At 73.0% G+C, this 19,597-nt stretch carries 22 protein-coding genes; 14 read left to right on the top strand and 8 right to left on the bottom strand.

All coding sequences use genetic code 11. The features are described 5' to 3' along the window. Positions 1 to 131 precede the first annotated feature (131 nt). The 11 genes from ABZ493_RS02215 (at position 132) to ABZ493_RS02165 (ending at position 9,622) form a co-directional block, all read left to right on the top strand. Positions 132 to 914 (top strand): SDR family oxidoreductase, encoded by a 783-nt coding sequence (locus ABZ493_RS02215; protein ID WP_430580548.1) that lies wholly within the window; start codon positions 132 to 134, stop codon positions 912 to 914. Beyond that, positions 911 to 2,155 carry an acyl-CoA dehydrogenase family protein gene (locus ABZ493_RS02210; protein ID WP_430580547.1) on the top strand — a complete coding sequence of 415 codons (1,245 nt, stop codon included), beginning with the start codon at positions 911 to 913 and terminating at the stop codon, positions 2,153 to 2,155. The genes ABZ493_RS02215 and ABZ493_RS02210 overlap by 4 nt, the downstream gene beginning before the upstream one ends. After that, a complete protein-coding gene (locus ABZ493_RS02205) occupies positions 2,152 to 3,270 on the top strand; it encodes a phosphotransferase family protein (RefSeq protein WP_430580546.1) in 1,119 nt (372 codons plus the stop codon). The genes ABZ493_RS02210 and ABZ493_RS02205 overlap by 4 nt, the downstream gene beginning before the upstream one ends. Further along, positions 3,267 to 4,043, top strand: a complete 777-nt coding sequence (locus tag ABZ493_RS02200) for an electron transfer flavoprotein subunit beta (protein WP_430580545.1) — start codon at positions 3,267 to 3,269, stop codon at positions 4,041 to 4,043. Before ABZ493_RS02205 ends, ABZ493_RS02200 begins: the two co-directional genes overlap by 4 nt. A 14-nt stretch (positions 4,044 to 4,057) precedes the next feature. After that, the gene (locus ABZ493_RS02195) at positions 4,058 to 5,038 is read left to right on the top strand and encodes an electron transfer flavoprotein subunit alpha/FixB family protein (RefSeq protein WP_430580544.1); all 981 of its coding nucleotides are present in this window, start codon (positions 4,058 to 4,060) and stop codon (positions 5,036 to 5,038) included. Then, positions 5,035 to 6,363, top strand: a complete 1,329-nt coding sequence (locus ABZ493_RS02190) for a cytochrome b/b6 domain-containing protein (protein ID WP_430580543.1) — start codon at positions 5,035 to 5,037, stop codon at positions 6,361 to 6,363. Before ABZ493_RS02195 ends, ABZ493_RS02190 begins: the two co-directional genes overlap by 4 nt. A 28-nt stretch (positions 6,364 to 6,391) precedes the next feature. After that, the gene (locus ABZ493_RS02185; protein WP_430580542.1) at positions 6,392 to 7,567 is read left to right on the top strand and encodes a bifunctional 2-methylcitrate synthase/citrate synthase; all 1,176 of its coding nucleotides are present in this window, start codon (positions 6,392 to 6,394) and stop codon (positions 7,565 to 7,567) included. A gap of 50 nt (positions 7,568 to 7,617) precedes the next feature. After that, positions 7,618 to 7,911 (top strand): hypothetical protein, encoded by a 294-nt coding sequence (locus ABZ493_RS02180; protein ID WP_430580541.1) that lies wholly within the window; start codon positions 7,618 to 7,620, stop codon positions 7,909 to 7,911. A 28-nt stretch (positions 7,912 to 7,939) separates the two neighbouring features. After that, the gene (locus tag ABZ493_RS02175) at positions 7,940 to 8,467 is read left to right on the top strand and encodes a YcxB family protein (RefSeq protein WP_430580540.1); all 528 of its coding nucleotides are present in this window, start codon (positions 7,940 to 7,942) and stop codon (positions 8,465 to 8,467) included. A gap of 148 nt (positions 8,468 to 8,615) precedes the next feature. Further along, complete coding sequence (locus tag ABZ493_RS02170; protein ID WP_430580539.1) at positions 8,616 to 8,756, top strand: hypothetical protein; 141 nt, start codon at positions 8,616 to 8,618, stop codon at positions 8,754 to 8,756. A 401-nt stretch (positions 8,757 to 9,157) separates the two neighbouring features. Further along, positions 9,158 to 9,622 carry a hypothetical protein gene (locus tag ABZ493_RS02165; RefSeq protein WP_430580538.1) on the top strand — a complete coding sequence of 155 codons (465 nt, stop codon included), beginning with the start codon at positions 9,158 to 9,160 and terminating at the stop codon, positions 9,620 to 9,622. A gap of 49 nt (positions 9,623 to 9,671) precedes the next feature. On the opposite strand, the gene ABZ493_RS02160 is transcribed toward ABZ493_RS02165, so the two are convergent. Further along, entirely contained in the window at positions 9,672 to 10,265 is a 594-nt protein-coding gene (locus ABZ493_RS02160) for a pYEATS domain-containing protein (RefSeq protein WP_430580537.1), read from the bottom strand. 363 nt (positions 10,266 to 10,628) lie between these two features. Here ABZ493_RS02160 and ABZ493_RS02155 point away from each other — a divergent pair, with 363 nt between their 5' ends. Further along, positions 10,629 to 10,802, top strand: a complete 174-nt coding sequence (locus ABZ493_RS02155; protein ID WP_430580536.1) for a hypothetical protein — start codon at positions 10,629 to 10,631, stop codon at positions 10,800 to 10,802. 194 nt (positions 10,803 to 10,996) lie between these two features. Here the strand turns inward: ABZ493_RS02155 and ABZ493_RS02150 are convergent, their stop codons facing one another. The 6 genes from ABZ493_RS02150 to ABZ493_RS02125 form a co-directional block, all read right to left on the bottom strand. Beyond that, positions 10,997 to 11,857 (bottom strand): hypothetical protein, encoded by an 861-nt coding sequence (locus ABZ493_RS02150; RefSeq protein WP_430580535.1) that lies wholly within the window; start codon positions 11,855 to 11,857, stop codon positions 10,997 to 10,999. Next, a complete protein-coding gene (locus ABZ493_RS02145; protein WP_430580534.1) occupies positions 11,854 to 12,291 on the bottom strand; it encodes a hypothetical protein in 438 nt (145 codons plus the stop codon). The genes ABZ493_RS02150 and ABZ493_RS02145 overlap by 4 nt, the downstream gene beginning before the upstream one ends. After that, positions 12,288 to 12,701 (bottom strand): hypothetical protein, encoded by a 414-nt coding sequence (locus ABZ493_RS02140; RefSeq protein WP_430580533.1) that lies wholly within the window; start codon positions 12,699 to 12,701, stop codon positions 12,288 to 12,290. The genes ABZ493_RS02145 and ABZ493_RS02140 overlap by 4 nt, the downstream gene beginning before the upstream one ends. 197 nt (positions 12,702 to 12,898) lie before the next feature. After that, the gene (locus ABZ493_RS02135) at positions 12,899 to 15,316 is read right to left on the bottom strand and encodes a bifunctional DNA primase/polymerase (RefSeq protein ID WP_430580532.1); all 2,418 of its coding nucleotides are present in this window, start codon (positions 15,314 to 15,316) and stop codon (positions 12,899 to 12,901) included. Continuing rightward, a complete protein-coding gene (locus ABZ493_RS02130) occupies positions 15,313 to 15,582 on the bottom strand; it encodes a hypothetical protein (protein ID WP_430580531.1) in 270 nt (89 codons plus the stop codon). Before ABZ493_RS02130 ends, ABZ493_RS02135 begins: the two co-directional genes overlap by 4 nt. 334 nt (positions 15,583 to 15,916) lie before the next feature. Further along, a complete protein-coding gene (locus ABZ493_RS02125) occupies positions 15,917 to 16,102 on the bottom strand; it encodes a helix-turn-helix domain-containing protein (protein ID WP_430580530.1) in 186 nt (61 codons plus the stop codon). A 125-nt stretch (positions 16,103 to 16,227) separates the two neighbouring features. Here ABZ493_RS02125 and ABZ493_RS02120 point away from each other — a divergent pair, with 125 nt between their 5' ends. Together ABZ493_RS02120 and ABZ493_RS02115 are read left to right on the top strand one after the other, a co-directional pair. After that, positions 16,228 to 16,737: a helix-turn-helix transcriptional regulator gene (locus tag ABZ493_RS02120; protein ID WP_430580529.1), complete on the top strand. Its 510-nt coding sequence runs from the start codon at positions 16,228 to 16,230 to the stop codon at positions 16,735 to 16,737. Next, positions 16,734 to 17,936 (top strand): tyrosine-type recombinase/integrase, encoded by a 1,203-nt coding sequence (locus tag ABZ493_RS02115; RefSeq protein ID WP_430580528.1) that lies wholly within the window; start codon positions 16,734 to 16,736, stop codon positions 17,934 to 17,936. Before ABZ493_RS02120 ends, ABZ493_RS02115 begins: the two co-directional genes overlap by 4 nt. A 76-nt stretch (positions 17,937 to 18,012) precedes the next feature. On the opposite strand, the gene glnA is transcribed toward ABZ493_RS02115, so the two are convergent. After that, the gene (gene glnA, locus ABZ493_RS02110; RefSeq protein ID WP_430580527.1) at positions 18,013 to 19,437 is read right to left on the bottom strand and encodes a type I glutamate--ammonia ligase; all 1,425 of its coding nucleotides are present in this window, start codon (positions 19,435 to 19,437) and stop codon (positions 18,013 to 18,015) included. Positions 19,438 to 19,597: the final 160 nt, after the last annotated feature.

Below are 19,597 nucleotides of genomic sequence, written 5' to 3'. Positions count from 1 at the left end.
TCTCGACCTCGGTACTTTTTATATCATGTTAGAAAGTGTGGGCGACAGGGCTTGAACTCAGGCTTGTCCCGTGGTGCGATGGCCGCGAGTCTTTGAATCTTCGTTAAGCGAATCGCGCGAGGGAGCGTGACATGGGAGACCACCCGTCGACGACGCCGGACGGCCGCCTGCGCGGCCGGGTGGCGGTCGTGACCGGCGCCAGCCGCGGCATCGGGCACGCGATCGCCAGGCGGCTCGCCGCCGAGGGCGCGTCCCTCGTGCTGACGGCACGGAAGCCGGACGCCCTCCAGGAGGCGGCGCAGGCGCTCGGGAACGTGCCGGTGCGCGTCGTCGCCGGCCGCGCCCAGGACCCGGACCACCGGCGCGAGGCGATCCGCACGGCCGTGGACGAGTTCGGCGGCCTGGACGTGCTGGTGAACAACGCCGGCATCAACCCCGTGTACGGTCCCCTCGTCGACCTGGACCACGAGGCGGCGCGCAAGATCCTCGACGTCAACGTGCTGGGCACGCTCGGCTGGGTGCAGGAGGCGTGCGCCGCGGGCCTCGGCACGCGCGAGGGGGCGGCCGTGCTCAACCTGTCCTCGGTGGCAGGGTCCGTCCCGTCGCCGGGGATCGGCTGGTACGGCGTGAGCAAGGCCGCCGTCTCCCACCTCACCGTGACGCTCGCCGCGGAGCTCGGCCCCCGGGTGCGGGTCAACGCGCTCGCCCCGGCCGTCGTGCGCACGCAGTTCGCCCGCGCGTTGTACGAGGGGCGCGAGGAGGCGGTCGCCGCGACCTACCCGATGCGGCGGCTGGGCACGCCCGACGACGTGGCCGCCGCGGCGGCCTACCTCTGCTCCGACGAGGCGGGCTGGGTCACCGGCCAGGTGCTCACGCTCGACGGCGGCCTCCTCGCCGCCGGGGGGACCGCGTGAGCGCCCGGGCCGGGGGCTGCCCGGCGGACGGGGCGGCCGAGGGCGTCGCGGACGTCGTCGCGCGCACCCGCCGCTTCGTCCGGGACGTCGTGCTCCCCGCGGAGCCGCCCGCCGGCACCGCGCTCGACGCGGCCGAGCGGCGCGCGCTCCAGCAGCGGGCGCGCGACGCGGGCGTCTTCGCTCCGCACGTGCCGGTCCGGCTCGGCGGGCTCGGGCTGCCGCTGGGCGCGTGGTCCGCCGTCTTCCAGGAGGCGGGGTACTCGCCGGTCGGTCCGGCCGCGCTCAACTGCATGGCCCCGGACGAGGGGAACATGCTGCTGCTCGAGCAGATCGCCACCGCCGGGCAGCAGGAGCGGTTCCTCGCCCCCCTCGCGGCGGGCGAGGCGCGGTCGTGCTTCGCGATGACCGAGCCGCACCCCGGCGCGGGGTCCGACCCGGCCGCGCTGGCGACGACGGCCCGCCGCGTGGACGGGGGCTGGGTGATCGACGGCGAGAAGCGGTTCATCTCGGGGGCCGAGGAGGCGGACTTCGCCATCGTCATGGCGCGGACCCCCGAGCTCGGGGACGACGCCGCGACGCTGTTCCTCGTGCCCACGGACGCCCCCGGCGTCCAGGTCGGGCACCGGATCCGCACGCTGGAGCGCGCGATCACGGGCGGGCACCCGCACGTCTCGTACGCGGGGTGCTTCGTGGGCGACGACGACGTGCTGGGCACGCCGGGCGACGGGTTCCGGCACGCGCAGGTGCGGCTCGGCCCGGCGCGGCTGACGCACTGCATGCGGTGGCTCGGGCTCGCCCGCCGCGCCCACGACACGGCGCTGGACCGGGTGCGGCACCGCGAGCTGTTCGGGTCCTCCCTGGCCGACCTCGGGATCGCCCAGGGGCTGCTCGCCGACTCGGAGATCGACCTCGCCAGCAGCGCCGCCGTCGTCGACCGGGCGGCCGCGGCGCTGGAGAGCGGGGACGTCCGGGCGGGCACCCAGGCGTCGTCGATCGCCAAGGTGCACTGCTCCGAGGCCGTGGGCCGCGTGGTCGACCGGGCCGTGCAGCTGTGCGGGGGAGACGGCGTCACCCTCGAGCTGCCGCTGGCCGCCTTCCTCGACGAGGTGCGCCCGTTCCGCGTCTACGACGGGTCGAGCGAGACGCACCGCTGGGCGATCGCCCGCCGCGCCGTCGCGCGCCGCCGCCGCGAGGTCGAGGCCGGCGAACGGGTCCTGGACCGGGCGGAGGGGCGACGATGACGGCGCTCGCCACCACGCCCGACGGAGCCGACGTCGTGCGGAGCCTGCGCGCCGACGACGGCGCCGCGGGCCCCGCGCGGCCGCCGCTGCTGGTCCTCGACCTGCTGGAGCGCTACCTCGACCACGTCGGGGTCCCCGCCGGGGAGCTGGCCTGGCGGCGGATCGGGGACGGCCAGGCGAACGTCACCTACGAGCTGCGGCGCGGCGGTGAGCGCGTGGTGCTCCGGCGTGGCCCTCGGCCCCCGTTCCCGCCGTCGGCCCACGACATGGTGCGGGAGGCGCGCGTCGTCACGGCGGTGGGGGCGGCGGGGGTGCCGGTGCCGGCGGTGCGCGCGGTCTGCGACGACCCCGCCGTCGTGGGGACGCCGTTCTACCTCATGGAGCTCGTCGAGGGGGAGGTGGTGACCGATCGCCTCCCCGCCGGCTTCGACGGGCCCGGCGACCGCGCCGCCCTGGTGCACGCGGCGGTCGACGCGCTCGCGGACCTGCACGCCGTCCCGCTGGCGGGCGACGTCGGCGCGCTCGGCCGGCCCGCCGGGTACCTGGACCGCCAGGTGCGCCGGTTCGCGCAGCTGTGGCCCCTGAACACGCGCCGCGCGGTGCCCCGGATCGAGGACCTCGGCCACCGGCTGGCCGCCACCGTGCCCACCTCGGAGCGGGCCGCCGTCGTGCACGGGGACTACCGCCTGGGGAACCTCATGTTCGCCGCCCCCGGGCAGCTGGCGGCGATCCTGGACTGGGAGATGGCGACGCTGGGCGACCCGCTCGCCGACCTCGGCTACCTCGTGGCGACCTACTCCGCCCCGGGCGGCGCGCCCACGCCGATGGACCTCACCCCGGTCACCGCGGCACCGGGCTTCCCGTCGCGCGGCGACCTCGTCGAGCGCTACGCCGCGCGCACCGGCGCGGACGTCACAGCGCTCGGCTGGTACGAGGCGCTCGCCCTGTGGAAGTCCGCGATCTTCTGCGAGGCGATGTACACCCGATGGCTGGACGGCCAGCGCCCCGACGACACCTTCGCCCCGGCGCTCGCCGACGGCGTCCCCGTGCTCGCCGACGCGGCCGCGGAGGCGCTGGCCCGGCACGAGCAGGGGCACGAGAGAGGAGACCGATGAAGATCGCCGTCCTGATGAAGGTGGTGCCGGACACGTACGGCGACCGCACGCTGCACCTCGAGACCGGCCTCGCCGAGCGCACCGCCGACGACGCCGTCCTCGACGAGATCGACGAGCGGGCCCTGGAGGCGGCGCTGGCCCACGCGGACGACCACCCCGACACCGAGGTGGTCGTGGTCGCGATGGCGCCCGAGCTCGCGCAGACCAGCCTGCGCAAGGCGCTCGCGATGGGCGCGGCGTCGGCGCTCCAGGTGGTCGACGAGCGCCTCGTCGGGGCGGACGTCGTGCTGACCGCCGAGGTGCTCGCGGCGGCCGTGCGCCACGTGGGCGCCGACCTCGTGCTGGCCGGGGACGCGTCCACCGACGGGGCCGGGGGAGCGGTGCCGGCCGCCGTGGCGGAGGCGCTCGGCGTGCCGTGCGCGACAGTGCTGCGCGAGGTGTCGATCACGGACACCGAGGTCACGGGCGTGCGGGTGTCCGACGAGGCCACGCTGCGGGTCTCGGCGCCCTTGCCCGCGGTCGTCTCCGTGACCGAGGCCGCGCCGGGCCCCCGGCTCACCGGCTTCAAGGGGATCATGGCGGCCAAGAAGAAGGTCGTCGAGACCGTCACGGTTACCGACCTGGGTGTGGACCCCGAGCCGGCCGACGCCGCGCGCTCGATCATGACCGCGATCACCCGGCGGCCGCCGCGCACCGCCGGCACCCGGATCGTCGACACCGGCGACGGCGGCGAGCAGCTCGCGCGCTTCCTCGTCGACCAGCGGCTGGCCTGAGGGAGGAGGACGACATGACCGACGTCCGGGAGGAACCCGTCCTGGTGCTGCTCGACCGCGACCCGCAGGGCGGGCTCGCACGCTCGTCCGCCGGCCTGCTGGCCGCCGCCGCGTCGATCGGCAGCCCCGTGGCCCTCGTGGTCGGGGCCGGTGCCGAGGACCAGGTGGTCGCCGCCGGAGCGCTCGGCGCCCGGCGCGTGCTGCACGCGCCCGGCGACGCGGAACGGCTCGGCGTGCCGGTCGTGGACGCGCTCGCGGCCGCCGCGGAGCTCGTCCGCCCCGCCGCGGTGCTGGTGTCGCACTCGGTGGAGGGGCGGGAGGCGGCCGTGCGGTACGCCGTCCGGTCGCGCTCGGCGCTCGCCCTCGACGCCGTGGGCGTGTCGCGGGACGACGAGGGCGTCGTCGCGCACCACGCGGCCTACGGCGGCACGTACCTCGTCGACTCCGCCGCGACCTACGGCGCCCCGGTCGTCACGCTGCGCGTGGGCGCGGTCGACGATCGTGCCCCGGCCGTCGACGACCCGCTCGTGGAGGAGCTCGCCGTGCCCGGTTCCGGGCTGCCCGCGGCCACGGTGCTCGCGGTCGAGCCCGTCGAGTCGGGCTCCGCGCGGCCGGAGCTGCGCGGGGCGGCGACCGTCGTCTCCGGCGGCCGCGGGCTGGGCTCGGCCGAGGGTTTCGCGCTCGTCGAGCAGCTGGCCGACGCCCTCGGCGGCGCCGTGGGCGCGTCCCGCGCGGCCGTCGACGCGGGCTACGTGCCGGCGTCGTGCCAGGTCGGGCAGACCGGGGTGACGGTGTCGCCGCGCCTGTACGTGGCGCTCGGCATCTCGGGCGCGATCCAGCACCTCGCGGGGATGCAGACCGCGCAGACGATCGTCGTCGTCAACTCCGACGAGCACGCGCCGCTGTTCGAGATCGCGGACTTCGGCGTGGTGGGCGACGTCTTCGAGGTGGTGCCCCAGCTCGTCGCCGCGCTCGAGGCGAGGCGGGACGCATGACCCGGCAGGGCCTGCCCCGCCGCCCGGGCGGACCGCTCTGGCCGCCCGTGGCCGACGTGCGCGACGGTGCGGCGCCCGCGGCGCCTGTCGCGGCCGGGGCGGACGGGACGACGGGCGCCGCGGCCGCCGGAGCGGGCGCCGCGCGCGGTGGCACGGGCCGCGGCCTGCCCCGCGTCGTCGGGCAGGGCGGCGGTGCCTCGGCCGCGCTGGCGGCGGTCGGCCGGGGTGGTGCCGAGGAGGGCGCCGGCCAGGTGGCGGCCGCGCGGGACGCGGCGGCGCCGGCCCTGCGGCGTGGCCTGCCGAGGATCGCGGGCGGGGAGCCCTGGCCCCCGGCCGGCATCGCGCCCGCGGGTCGGGGGTCGGTCGGCCCGGTCGCCGTCGACCCGGACGGGGCGGCCGGGACGACGCCGCCCCGGGTCACCGCGGCCCCGCGCCGTCGTCGGCTCCCGGCGTGGGCGGGTCGGGCGGGCCTCGCCGCCGCGGTGGCGGTCGTCGTCCTGGGCGCGCTGGTGCTCGTCGCGCGCTGGTGGGTCGGCACGGACGCGGGGCAACGCTTCCTCGTGGCCTATCCCGGCACCGCCCCCATGCCCGACGGCGCCCCGGTGGGCATCCCGGCGTGGCTGGCGTGGCAGCACTTCTTCAACGTGTTCCTGCTGGTGCTGGCGGTGCGGACCGGGCTGCAGGTGCGGCTGCAGCGCCGCCCCGCGGCGTCGTGGGCGCCGCGCGCGGAGCCTGGGGCGCGGATCGGGCTGATGGCCTGGGCGCACCAGGCGCTCGACGTGCTCTGGGTGCTCAACGGCGTGCTCTACGTCGTGCTGCTGTTCGCGACCGGGCAGTGGATGCGGATCGTCCCGACCAGCTGGACCGTCGTCCCGGAGGCGGTGTCGGCCGGGATCCAGTACCTGTCGCTGCGGTGGCCTACCGAGGACGGCTGGGTGCACTACAACGGGCTGCAACAGCTCGCCTACTTCGTGACCGTCTTCGTCGCCGCGCCACTGGCGATCCTCAGCGGCGTGCGCATGAGCGTGTACTGGCGCTCCCGCCCCGCGGCGGACCGGCTCGTCCCGATCGGGCTCGCCCGGCGGGTCCACTTCCCGGTGATGCTCTACTTCGTCGCGTTCGTCGTCCTGCACGTGACGCTGGTGCTGGCGACCGGCGCACGACGCAACCTCGACCACATGTTCGCCGCGCGCGACGACGGGAGCTGGGTCGGCCTCGTGCTGTTCCTCGTCTCCGTCGTCGTCATCGCCGGCGCGGCCGCCGCGCTGCGTCCCGTCGTCGTCGCCCCCGTGGCGCGGCGCTTCGGGACGGTCAGCGGGCGCTGACCCCCATCCCCTACGCGAAGGAGCGACCATGAACGACGCCGTCGAGATCAAGAAGGGCCTCGCCGGGGTGACGGTCGACCGCACCGCGGTCTCGTCCGTCAACGCCGCGACCAACTCGCTGCTGTACCGCGGGTACCCGGTGCAGGAGCTCGCCGCCACCGCGTCCTTCGAGGAGGTGGTGCACCTGCTGTGGCACGGCGAGCTGCCCGACGCCGAGCAGCTGGCGCGCTTCACGGCGGCCGAGCGGCGCCACCGCGCGCTCGACCCCGACCTCGTGCGGGTGCTCGACGGGCTGTCGTCCGGGGCTCACCCGATGGACGTCGTGCGTACCGCCGTCAGCATCCTCGGCACGGACGACCCGGACGCGTGGGACCACGCGCCGGACGCCGTCCTCGACAAGGCTCTCGTCCTGTACGCGAAGCTGCCCACCGTCGTCGCCCACGTGCAGCGCCGTCGCCGCGGCCTGGAGCCCGTGCCGCCGCGCGAGGACCTGGGCTACGCCGCGAACTTCCTGTGGATGTCGTTCGGCGAGGAGCCGGACGAGGTCGCGTGCCGGGCGTTCGACGTCTCGATGACCCTGTACGCGGAGCACTCGTTCAACGCGTCGACGTTCGCCGCGCGCGTCGTCACCTCGACGCTGTCCGACTACTACAGCGCGATCGTCGCGGCTGTCGGCGCGCTCAAGGGCCCGTTGCACGGCGGGGCGAACGAGGCCGTGATGCACACCTTCGCGGAGATCGGGTCCGCCGGGCGCGCGTCCGTATGGCTCGACGACGCGCTCGCGCAGAAGCGGAAGGTCATGGGCTTCGGGCACCGTGTCTACAAGCGCGGCGACTCGCGCGTGCCGACGATGAAGGCCGCGCTCGACACCCTCGTCGAGCACTACGACCGCCCCGACCTGGCCGCGCTGTACGACGCCCTGGAGGCGGAGTTCGTGGGCCGCAAGGGGATCTACCCGAACCTCGACTACCCGTCCGGCCCCGCGTACCACCTCATCGGCTTCGACACCGAGCTGTTCACCCCGATCTTCGTCGCCTCCCGCATCGCGGGCTGGACGGCGCACGTCCAGGAGCAGCTCGCCGCCAACGCGCTCATCCGTCCGCTCAGCGCCTACGACGGCGTGCCCGAGCGGCACGTCGACGGCTACGTGCCCGACGACGCCGCGCTCGCCGCCGCCGTGCGGAAGGAGGAGCGGGCGGGCTGACGCCACGCTCGAGGTAGAACACCTGTTCGAACCCGGGCTATCCTGCTCGCGTGGGAAGCAGGAGACGGGACGATGTCGGCGGGTCGCCCGGAGCGGTCGACCGGGTGCCGCTGCGCGACGCCGCCGAGGGCGCGCCGGGACGATCGCGCGACGGGGCGCACATCACGCGCCCTGAGCGTGCGATCCCCGTGCGGGCCTGGATCACCTCGCGGCAGTCCGGCGAGCAGCTCGTCGACGGCGAGGCCACCGCCTGGACCGACGCGCAGGTGCACGTGCGCTACGTCGACTCCCACGGACGGGAGGGGTTCGTCTGGCTGTGGGCGGGCGCCGTCACGCGGCGCTGAGCGGATGCGCCTCTGCCACACTCTGACGGTGCAGCTCGAGTACCGGGTGGAGGCCGACGACTATCTCGCCTTCAACCTCCATGTGATGCGGACGTCCCCCGTCTTCCGCGCGCAGGCGATGCGCCAGCGTGTCGTGGCGGCGGTCACCTCGACGGTGATCGCCATGGCCGTCGTCGGCGTCGTGACCGGGGAGTGGGCCGGCGGTGCGATCACGGGGATCGTGGCCGGCGCGGGTGCGTGGTGGACGCTGCCACGGGTCCATCACCGCCACGTCGAACGGACGCTGCGTCGGCTCGCCGCCGGCGACGGGCTCGGGCCGTCGGGCGACGTCCGTCTGACGATCGACGACGTCGGCCTGCACGAGACGCTGGCCGGGACGTCGACCACGATCGGCTGGGCCGGGGTGACACGCGTCGACGAGACCGACCACCACGCCTTCGTCTTCTCCGGCCTGCACGCGGCGATCGTCGTGCCTCGGCGGGCGGGCCGCGTGCCCGAGCTGCTCGACTCGATCAGCTCGCACGTGCGGGACGAAGGCGCGCCGGCCGCGCACTGACGGCGAGGGATGTCACCCATCTGGCAACGGATGGGGTCGTCGTGCCGTCCCATCGCGTGCGGCTGTCGAGCGGGCAGCCCGCGACCTAGCCTGAGGCTGCGACCTGTGGCGGTCGTCGCCACGTCCGCGTCGTCGAGAGGAGCGCGTCATGAGAGACGTGCGCTGCATGCTCGGCATGCACAAGTGGCTCCGGCGCCAGAACGAAGGCTCCCAGTACCTGCTCTGCGCCCGGTGCGGACGGGACCGGCCGACCGACGGGCGGGTGCCGCCGATCGGGCGGTCGGTCTGACGGCACGACACCGACTGACACCAGCCGGCGCCGTACGGCGCCCGGCTGCATCGTGCTGTGCTGCCGGAAGACGCCGAACGGCGGCCCGCTCCGAAGAGCGGGCCGCCGTTGCGGCGACGTCAGCGGGCCCTGGCGGGCCGCCGATCAGATGTCGTAGTAGAGCTCGAACTGTCGGGGGTGGAGCCCTGACCTGCGGAGGTGCCTCTGACCTGGCCGTTTGACAGATGATGAGCGATTGTGCCTGATGGCTGGTCGCATCGGGATATGTCCACTCGTATGTCCACCTGGCGCCCGTCGCTAGCGGAAATCGGACACAGCTCGTAGCCGCGCATAGTGCAGGGAATCATCACGAATCTGGCCCACGGCTGGCGGTGCCCACGGCGTAGGGCTTGCATCGGGCCATGACGAACAACGACGCCCAGGGGGCGGCCATGGTCCACGTCGGCAACGATATGCGGGACGAGTTCGAGCGCGCCGTGGAGGCGCAGGACGGGGCTGCCCTGGCAGCGCTGAGAGGGCGCCTGGCGAACTGCTCGGACATCATGCCGGGGGTGCTGTGCGACCTGCTGGACCTGCCGCCGGGGGCGACCTACGCGCAGGGCATCGAGTCGCTGGCCGTGCGGCGCGAGTCGTTCGTCGCGCTGGCCGACCAGTACGTGGATGCGCCGCTCGACGCCCAAGGCGACCTGGCCGCCCAGGTCGTCGCCCTCAGGCTCGGGGGCGACCCCATGCCGATGCCTCAGGGACTGTCGGACCGGCTGGCCGCGTCCGGCGCTCGGGGGCTGGCGTTCTGTGGGTATCAGGGCGGCACGGGCATCTTCACCTACGCCCAGGTGGCCCGGATCATAGGGCGCGCGCATTCCTGAGCCGCGCCGCTCGGGCGTCTGACAGGTGGGGCAGACGGCCGGGCGGCGCTCACTGCTCGGGCAGGTCTATGTACCGCTCCACGATCAACGGGCGCTTGAGTCGGTTCGTGAACACCACCCGGCCCAACACCAACAGCGGGCCGTAGAGGGCCGTCTCATACCGGAAGTCATCCTGGGGGTTCTGGCGGGTCACCCGGCCTTCCTCGAACCTGGGGCCGAACGAGTACTCCACCTCCTTGACCGTGCCGCCGCTGAGGGGGCCGTCGCCGTGCTGGACCAACTGGACGCTGACAGTCCACCACTTCCGGCCGTCGTCGGTGGGGCTAGTGGTGGCCGTGGCGGTGTGGGTGAGGAAGACCCCTTGCCGCTGCCGGTATTCGTTCTCGCGCAGCAGGTTCCACCGGTCGGTGGTCCAGTCCCGGTCGTCCAGCCGCCTGAGCCGCCGTTCGTCGCTGACGATGAGGCCCACCCCGACGAGAGTGACGCCGCCTGCCAGCACCCAGGCGACGGGCTTGACCCCGCCCGCCGCGAGGGCGACGGCGAGGGCTAGCAGGCTGCTGACACCGGCTGCGGCGAACCACTCTGCGACCCGGCGCGCTACGGAATCGCGGGTCGGGTCGAACGGGCGGGGATAGCGGTCCATCGTCGGATGCTAGGAGGGCGGCGCGGACCTGGCCGGTGTGTGCCCGGCATTTCACCCGGCCCCGATCTGTGGCCATCGGCCCGCCCCTGGAAGGCCCGGCTGGACTCGGCCCGAACGCTTGACTCTTCAACCTTTGCACACAGAAGTTTCGTGGCACGGGGCTGCCCGACCGGCCGCGCTCAAAAAACTTGGGGGGCCTGCGACGGCGACGGCGCGCGTCGTGACGAACCGCTGAGCGTCGGACGTTGATGCTCAGCGTGTCGCTGTGATGCATCTGCATCGGCTCCACATGCTCAGCACGACCACGCTCATGGTCGTGACCACCTCGTGCTCGGCCTCGTGCTCGGCGCTGCGGCTGAGCCCGTGACCCTCGGTCTCGTCGGGCCTGGTGGCGTGGCCCTCGCCCGGCTGCTGGTCGTGCTGCTGCTCAGCCCTGACCACGACGTGCACGCGGCGCGTCTGTGCGGGCCTGGAGCCCTGGCCCCGCCACCCCTGGGCATGGTGGGGCTGCGGGGCGCCGCAGGGGCCGGGGCGTAGCGCAGGCGGGGGGCCTGTAGGCCGGGGGTCCCTTTGCTCAGGGGTGGGGGGGTTTCTGCTGTCAGGCAGGGGGGTGCCCTCGTGGCTGAGGTGGGGGTGGTGCTCCACGACGAGGGGGTGGGGCACGGTGACCCTGGCCGACTCGCCGCCGCCAGGTGGGATTGACCCAGCCGGGGCCACCGTGGTCTAAGGGCCTACCGGACGGTAATCCGTGCGGACGGGTAGACCCTCGTCTGCACCCGGCTGGCCGCCCCACCCTGTGCGCGCACCCCAGCCTCCAGGGCGCGCACCTCGTGCTCGTCGCGGCGCTCGCGGCGCAAGGCCTCGGAGGCGAACCGGGGCACCTCCGCGACGCGCTTGACGCCGGTCTCGTCCAGTCCGAACGCCGGGGTCTCGGTCAGGCTCACCTCGCCCAGCCGCATGCCCTGGGCGCGTCGCTGGCCGACGATGGCGCCGACGCGCGGCGTGGTCATCATGGCGGTGAATCCGGCGCTGAGCCCGACCCGGCCGAGGTCCACCAGGGCCAGGGCACGGTCCTCCAGCTCGCCCTCGCTCAGCGCCAGCCAGACTTTGAGCCCCTCGTCGCGGCGTTCGATGCCGACGAGGGCGCCGCAGCGCACCCCGACCTCGTGTGCCCAGTGCACCGGGACGTCGGCCACGTCCAGGGACACCACGTCCATCTGGCCGGTGTGCGTGACGGTGTGGCCCCGGTGCTCGGACATAGCGAACGAGGGCATGGCGATGCCTGTCACGATCCTGGAACGCGGGCTGTAGGCCTCAAACACCCCGCGCGTTTCGTCTCGCCGGGCGCGGGCGGCCACCACGGCGTCGAAGCCTGCCCGGCTGGTGGTCCAGGGCACGTCAGCGATGGTGTCCGGCGCCGTCCAGCGCAGCAGTGCGGCGGCCGTCTCGTCGGCCGTGAACTGGTCGGGCAGCCCTTCCGCGAGGCGTTCCAGGTCGTCCTGGCGGACCTGCACGCGCCGATCCTCGGGCAGGTGGTCGTGCACGCCGCGCGCGAGCGCGGCCCGCTCGTCGGGGGTGGTGTGGTCGTTCATCGTCCGGTCTCCTTGCCTGCCGTCAGCTCGTCCCACTGGCGCCCCCTGGCCAGCAGCTCGTCGGTCTCGGCCAGCAACGCGCGGCGGCGCTCGGCTTGGGCCTGCTTGTCCACCTCGTCGCGCTCGGTCAGGGCGTCGTCGTCGGCGACGTAGGCGACGGCGGGGGCGCCCAGCTCCATCGGGTCGTCGGCGAGGTCGTCGTCAGCGGCGGAGGCGCCGACGTGGGAGGGCTGGCCGGGATCGGCCGACAGGTTGGGAGCTTCGCCCTCTACGTCCTCGTCGCCGTCCAGCTCGTGCAGCTCCATCACGGTGGTGACCTCCAGGCCAGCCTCGGCCGCCAGCGCTCGCGCGGCGGCCTCAACGTCGTCGTCGTTGAGGTACGGCGCCAGCTTCACCAGCGCCCGCCGTCGTGCTCCCCATCGCGTAGCGCTCATCGCGCACCGCCCTTCCTGCTCCCCGAGGATTCTCCCAGCAGACCCTCAGAAATGGCAGGTGCCGCAGGGATCATGCAGCCGTCGGCGGGGTTGGAGCATGACGCACCGATGTTGAACACCACGGGCACCCAGCACGGCAGGGCATTCGAGTCGTCAATCCAGGTGAGCCCGAGGTTCATCCAGGCATGCCGGGGGCCGGCGAAGACCGTGCCTGCGTCCAGGCCGGTCGCTTGGAGGTGGGCGTGGGCGAGGCCGTCGCCGATGAGGGTGTTCAGCACGCCGGGGAGGTCTGCGGGGTCGTAGCCCGCGATGCGGGCTGCGTCCTCCAGGTCCCACAGCGGCCAGTCGGTTGCCTCGGTGAGCCAGGCCTGCACGTATTCGGTCAGGTTGGTCGGGGGTCCGATTTCCATTCGTGGAGCTCCATTCGAGTCGTGAGGTTGAGCGGGGCTGACGGCACCTGGTCTCTCTGTCGGTGCCGACGTTTGCGCAGGTCGCGCCGACACCGGGTCTGTCTGGTTGCGTAGGGGAGAAATAAGGGGCGCTCGCGCGCGAGCTGCGTAAGGGGTGTTCCCGACACCTCCGGTTTGGGGGCGCGGGGTGTGGCCGGTCATGGCGGGCCGCCAGAGTCGTGGGCGGGGGCGAGCACTGTTGGGTCGATGCTGGGCAGCAGCTCGTAGACCTTGGCCTCTTTCGGGGTGAAGCTCAGCGGGTCGTGCCGCACGTTGGGGTCGGCGACGAGGTAGACCAGTCGGAGCATCTGGGCTTTCTCGCACTCGCGGCGCACGGACGTCTGCGGCAAGTTGAGCTGCCTGCTCAGCTCTACCGTGGACATCGGCCCCCCGGTGCGGGCCATGGCCTCCAGGACGGCGAGGCGCTGCGGGGGCATGGAGTCCCGCGCCACCCGTAGGCCGAGGCGCAGCGCCTCGGTGCGCCCCATGCCGATGGCGATGGCGCCCCGCACGATCTGGGCCACCTGCTTGGCGAACCTCGTGGGCGACTCGGGCGCGCTCGCTGAGACGGGATCGCCGCGCCCATCGGTGCTGACATGTGTGCGGGCGCGGGTCACGAGGTCGGCTGCAGAGAGAATCTTGAGCTGCTCGTCGCGGGTGAGGGTGGGGGGCGTGCTGGTCGTCGCCCCCGCGATGGCGCCGCCGAACGCGGCGGCCAGCTCGGCGCGCATGGTCGTCTCGCCCCCGAGCCCGTCGAGCGCGGACATCCCGGCGTCGATCCTCTGGGTTGCCTCGCTGGAGTCCACGCGCACGATGGCGAACCTGTCGCCCATCTGGGCGATGACGGAATAGTGCTCGTCCCACGCCGAGGTCACCGCGCCGATGACGGCGATGCGGCCCTCCCACCCCAGTTCCTCGCCGCCGCTGGCCCCCACGGGGCGCACCCATCGGCCGTCGGCTATCTCGCGCATCGCGGCGAGCACCTCGCCGCGCTTCTCCCGGTGCATCGACAAGATCGACGTCATGTCCTTGAGTGCCAGGACGCCGCGCGCCCCCATCGCGCGGAGCAGCCCGCCGGTGGCGTCCTTGGACCTGTCGCGCTTCTGAGTGCCGGACAACAGGGCCGCCTCGCCGGACAGCGTGGACACGACGTGCGCGCCCGCCCCCGTGGTGGATGAGACAACCTCGGTCTTGGCGTTGCCCGAGCCGGACAGCACCAGCAGCCAGACGGGATCGCCGTCCATCCGTTCGACGGCCACGACGGCCAGCGCCGCCCGCAGGGCGTCCAGGTCGAACGTCGATCCGAGCCAGCGCCGGAACACAGCCTCCGCGTCGGCGAGCGCCAGCGGCGCGGGGGCGTCGTCTACGTGCTCGCGCTCCCGGTCGGTGTCGAGCTTGGCGGCCGGGGCGTCGTCGGTCACGCTGAGGTTGGCCAGCAGCTCGTCGTCCGAGCTGCCGTAGCCCGCCGCCCGCAGCGCCGACGCGGCGGCCCCAAAGTCGCCGCCGTGCTCGTAGTGCGCATAGACCGCGAACCGGTCCAGGGTGCCGTCGGTGGGCAGCTCGGCCACCGAGGTGGAGAACACCTTCAGCCGGTCCGTCGCGCCGTTCACGATGGCGCTGTGCCCCTCGGCAGGCTGCTTGCCCGGCCGCGTCCACAGCGCCCCGCCCGGCGTCTGCCCGCACGCCTGCCACCCGTAGGGCTCGAGAACGTCCGGCCAGGACGTCCGGGCGTTGAAGTCGTCGCCGGGCCGCGTCGAGAGCGTCGCGCCCGAGGCGGTCGGCGGCGGGCCGCCGCGCGGCGGTCCAGGCTCACGGGGAACCGTCTCGTCCAGGACGTCGTGCACGACCCGGTGCAGGCCTGCCCGCTCGGCGGCCGTGATGGTGGCGATGGTGTCGGGGCCTCCGGCCATCCGGTCCCACGACCCCCCGGACGGGTGGCACGTCCCGTTCGATGGCCAGGCGACCGCGTATCCGCCCTCCCCGCGCGTCTCGGCGAGCACCTTGGGTACGTCGTGGACGGTCAGCGTCTCCAGGTGCCCGAGCGCCCGGCGGGTCTTGTCCTGGTCCCAGCCCGCCCGGCCGATCCGGTCACGTTCCTGGGCGACGTGCTCGGCCAGCTCGGCAGGCGTCGCTGGGCGCTGAGCGATGCGGTAGTTGGGCGCCACCTCGCCGTCGGCCAGGCGGTAGCGCAGATGCATGCCGCCCGAGGGCGACAGCTCCGACCAGCCGACCACGATCCGCTCCCACACCTCGGCCAGCTCGGCGTCGTGCATGGCGGCGACGACGTGGGCCAGCCGGTCCATGACGCGGCCCTCGAACTCCAGCAGCTCGCAGTACCCAGACACCGCCCCGCTGACGATGCCTAGCCCGCGCGCCGGGTCCGCGTGGTCGGCGCGCACCTCGGCCTCAGTCGGCAGGTGGTCTTGGCGCTCGGTCCACTTCACGGCCGGGGCTTTTGACCCGTCCGCACGGATGGGCACGGTGGAGAATCCGGCCGCGTTGAGCTCCAGGGCGACGTCCAGGACGGGGGGCCGGGGACCCGTGGCCGTCGCCGATGTGGCCTCGCTCGCGGTCATCCTGACGCACCTCCGAGAATCTGGGTCAGACGCTCGGCGGGCGCGAACACGAACGTCGTGGAGTAGGCCACGCGCACGGCGTGGCGCGTGGACCGGGCGTGGCTCGCGGCGCCCCCGGTGTTGTCGGTGACGAGGCCGCAGCCGAGGCACACCGCGCGCACGGAACGCTCCAGGGTGATGCGCTGCATGCCACCCGCGCGCGGCCCGTCGATGCCGTCGGGGTCGTAGTGCTCGGGCTCGTCTCGCTTGATGCGGGGAAGGTTCACGACGCACCCCCAGCCCGGCGCGGCCCGGTCGGCGGCCCGTAGGCGTCAGGGCCGCTGTGCGCCGCCGTGCAGCCCCGTGCGTGCCTGTAGACGCCCGCCGCGCTGGCGATGCCCTGGCGGGCGGCCAGTCGGCGGTCGGCGCGGTTCATGGCCTCGGGCCGCGCCCCGCAGTAGGGGCACGCCCGCGCGCCGCCAGGGCGCAGGATCGCTTCCTCCAGGGCTGTGCGCGGCCGGGTCGCCTCGGTAGCCTGGACACGACTAGTCCGGCTGCCTCGGCGGGTGACGTTCTGGTCTTCGGCCCCCGGCGTTCGCGCGCCGGGGGCTTCCTCATGCCTCATCGACGGCCACCGTCGCGCTGTGCCCTGATCCAGCGCGTGACGTCGGAACGGTCGTAGGCCACGCGGCGGCCGATCAGGAACGACTTGGGACCGCCCTCGCCCAGGCGTCGCCAGTGGCGCAACGTCGCCAGGGGGATGCCCAGCTCGTCGGCAAGCTCTTCGATCCAGTAGTAGGTGCGCACTGGGGTTGTGGTGCTCAAAACGCCTCCAGGTTGTGTGCATGATGGCCATGTGTTGTTACCTGCGGCCATCGTTGACACGTGACGGATGTTGCGTCAACGCCTGGGGAGGATCAATACTCTGACACGTGACTACTAGAGACGATGAAGAACGACCGACGACGAAACGCATCCCGCCTGAGGTCGTGGCCATGGGGCGGCGCGTACGGCTGGCGCGCGAGAGTAAGGAGCTCAGCCAGCGGTTCGTTGCGCGGCGCCTGGCTGACCGGCTGGGGCAGACGTTCGCTCAACAGCAGATGCACCGGGTCGAGACGGGAGCTCGTGAGCTCACGGCACGAGAACTCGTCCACCTGGCCGACGTGCTCCAGGTTGACGTGGACGTACTACTGGCACCTGGGGGTGAAGCTGGTCTGCTCTTCGATGTCCAGGCCGCCGACCGGGAGGTGCTGGCATGCCGAGGGAGTCTCATCGATGACGCCGAGCGATTGGGCAAGGCCGAGGGGCGCCTGTCCGAGGCGCTGGACCGCTACGCCGAGGCCGACCCGGAAATGGATCTGTCGGCACAACGAGAGAGGGCGCGCGAGGCGCGAGCGGTCGCCGCCGAGCTGGCCGCCGTCCTGAGGAAGGAACTGGCATGAGCGCGGGCAGTCTGCCTCCGGGCGTCTCCGACGAGGGCAACGGGCGCTACCGGGTCCGGGTCTACAACCCCTCCACGCGCGCCTACATCCAGCGCCGCGTCGTCGGGCTGCGGGAGGCACGCCGCGTCCAGGCCGAGCTGCGGGCCGACGTCGCCAAGGCCGACAACGGCCGTCGGCGGGGGCGTGCGCCGACGGTTGAGGCGTTCGGGGAATCCTGGCGCACAGAGCTGCGGCACGGCCCGCTCACGGCGGCCGACGTCGCCGCGACACTACGGCTTCACGTCTACCCAGGGCTAGGCCATCTACGGGTGGACGAGGTGACGCACCGCGACGCTATGGGCTTCATGCGCCGCCTGGAGCAGACGGACCTGGCCCCCAGCACCCAGGGGAAGGTTGATTCCCAGGTGCGTGCCCTCTTCAGCGCCGTCGTGGCCGATGGCTGGCGAGACCTGAGCCCGTTCGCCCGCGTGAGCCGGGTCCGACTGAGCCGCGCGCAGACGCGCCGCCAGGATGAGCACGTGCCGAGCGCGACCGAGGCGCTGCATCTTGCCGACCTCGCGCGCGACGAGGGGCGCCTGGACGTCTGGGCGTTCATCCGGCTGGCCGTCGGCACGGGGCTGCGGGGCGGCGAGCTCGTCGGCCTCTCGGTCGATGAGCTCGATTACCCGCAGCCGACCCGCCTAGAGGTGACGCACCAGCTCCAGCGGCGTGCCGGGGGAGGCTTCTATCTGTGTCCGCCCAAGACCGAGGCCGGGCTACGGACGGTGCCCCTCGCGCCTGCCGTGGCGGAAACGCTTGCAATCCTCACCGCGCAGCGCTCGCCCCACGAGGTGACCCTGCCCTGGGTGGAGCGGGGGACCGAGCGCGGCGAGCGGACGGTAGGGCTGCTGCTCTCCGGGCGGTACGGCCCCGCGCCTGTGCACGAGTCGGTCATGGCGCGAGCTGTACGTGCGCTCGCTGAGCGCGCGGGGCTGCCGGGGAGGGTCACGGCGCACAGCCTGCGGAAGACCTACACCACGATCCTGGGCGACGCCGGGGTGCCGTTGAAGGTCATCGACACCGTGACCGGTCACGAGTCGTCGGGTCTGACGCTGGGGGTCTACACCACGGCGACGGCCGAGGGCGTAGAGCGGGCTCGGCAGGCAGTGCAGAACGCCCTCACGACGGCCGATTCCGAGAATTCGGTTCGGGCGTCGTGAGGGCGTTCGCTGAGGCGGATATGTCCACCCGTATGTCCACCTGGGCCAGGAAAACGCTCTGACCTGGGGCTACGACTCAGATGTCGTAGTAGAGCTCGAACTCGTGGGGGTGCGGGCGCAGGCGGATCGGGTCGATCTCGTTGCTGCGCTTGTAGTCGATCCAGGTGGCGATGAGGTCCTCGGAGAAGACGTCGCCCTGCGTGAGGAACTCGTGGTCGCGCTCGAGGTTGTCGAGGGCCTCCTCGAGGGACGCGGGCACCTGGGCGATCTGCGCGTGCTCCTCGGGGGGCAGCTCGTACAGGTCCTTGTCGATCGGCGCCGGCGGCTCGATGCGGTTCTTGATGCCGTCGATGCCCGCGAGGAGCTGCGCGGCGAACGCGAGGTACGGGTTGGCCGTCGGGTCCGGCACGCGGAACTCGACGCGCTTGGCCTTCGGCGAGGAGCCGGTCACCGGGATGCGGATGCACGCGGAGCGGTTGCGGGCCGAGTAGACCAGGTTGACCGGGGCCTCGTAGCCGGGCACCAGGCGGCGGTAGGAGTTCACCGACGGGTTGGTGAAGGCCAGCAGCGACGGCGCGTGCTTGAGGAGGCCGCCGATGTACCAGCGGGCCGTGTCGGACAGGCCGCCGTAGCCCTTCTCGTCGTAGAACAGCGGCTCGCCGTTCAGCCACAGCGACTGGTGCGAGTGCATGCCCGAGCCGTTGTCGCCGAAGATCGGCTTCGGCATGAAGGTGACCGACTTGCCGTGCTGCCACGCGACGTTCTTGACGACGTACTTGAACTTCATCAGGTCGTCGGCCGAGTGCATCAGCGTGTTGAACTTGTAGTTGATCTCCTGCTGGCCGGCGGTGCCCACCTCGTGGTGCGCGCGCTCGACGTCCAGCCCGACCTCGGCGAGCACGGCGCAGATCTCGTCGCGCAGGTCGGCGAACTGGTCGTTGGGGGAGACGGGGAAGTAGCCGCCCTTGTAGCGGGTCTTGTACCCGAGGTTGCCGCCCTCCTCCTCGCGCCCCGTGTTCCAGGCGGCCTCGACGGAGTCCAGGCTGTAGAAGCTCTCGTGCTGGTTCGTCGAGAAGCGGACGTCGTCGAAGACGTAGAACTCGGCCTCGGGGGCGAAGAACGCCGTGTCCGCGATGCCGGTCGACTTCAGGTACGCCTCGGCCTTGGCGGCGATCGTGCGCGGGTCGCGGGCGTACGGCTCGTCCGTGAACGGGTCCACGATGGAGAAGTTGACGATGAGCGTCTTGCGCTTGCGGAACGGGTCCAGGTAGGCCGTGGTGACGTCCGGCACGAGCTTCATGTCGGACTCGTGGATCGCCTGGAAGCCGCGGATCGACGAGCCGTCGAACATGAGGCCCTCGGTGAAGGAGGACTCGTCGAACTGTCCGACGGGGATGTTGAAGTGCTGCATCACGCCCGGCAGGTCGATGAAGCGGACGTCGATGAACTCCACCCCCTCGCGACGGGTGAAGGCGATGGCCTCCTCGGCGTTCGTGAACATGCATGCACTCCTTGCCTGGATGGTGCCGTTCGGTCGTGGCCGCCGGACGGTTCCGAAGGACGGGTGCGGCGGGCTCGTGCTCACCGCTCGACGACCACGACCGTAGGGCGGCGGCGTTTCTCCGGCATGGCGCCATTGTTTCGAACACGTTACGGCGGTC

The organism is Isoptericola sp. NPDC019482 (genome assembly GCF_040632295.1).
Taxonomy (GTDB): domain Bacteria; phylum Actinomycetota; class Actinomycetes; order Actinomycetales; family Cellulomonadaceae; genus Isoptericola.
This window is presented reverse-complemented; position numbering and strand designations above follow the sequence as displayed.